Origin of the sequence: Lysinibacillus sp. CNPSo 3705, assembly GCF_028674935.1 — a bacterium.
Lineage (GTDB): Bacteria > Bacillota > Bacilli > Bacillales_A > Planococcaceae > Lysinibacillus.
The window spans coordinates 1-442 of record NZ_JAQZSD010000200.1 but is presented as its reverse complement, the minus strand read 5'-3'; the positions used below and the strand labels follow the sequence as shown (position 1 = coordinate 442).

The 442-nt window shown below is 38.9% G+C and carries 1 pseudogene; it reads left to right on the top strand.

What is annotated here, in order from left to right:
* Positions 1-101: 101 nt before the first annotated feature.
* Positions 102-416: pseudogene (locus tag PVA17_RS25030) on the top strand (transposase); the annotation flags it as partial.
* Positions 417-442: the final 26 nt, after the last annotated feature.

The window sequence follows — 442 nt, the reverse complement described above, 5'->3', positions numbered from 1 at the left end:
CGAGCGATGCTTCTCCAAACAACGCAATGTATCACACTATTATTTTAGTCACGCTTTCCTTTATAATAAAAGAATTAATGTGCAGGTGGTGCCCCCGATGATTTCAAATCAAGAAATGCAAAGTATGTCCAACGAGAGAGGGCTGTTATAAAGAAGGTGCAAAAAGTAAAACATATTCTGTCACAATTAAGTCGGGTACACATGCGGAACAAGAGGCATTTCAAAATACGGAAGCATTTAAGCAATTAGCCGCAAACCGCTACAAAATAGAAGCGAAGAATAGTGAATTAAAAAACGGACACGGGTACGATACGGCATCGACTGTGGGTCTATTTGGCATGGGAATTCAAGGTGCTACAACGATATTCGCTGTCAATTTGAAACGGATATTAAAGCTACTAAACGAAAATGAATAAGGAATAGAGACAGAAATAAGGCACTT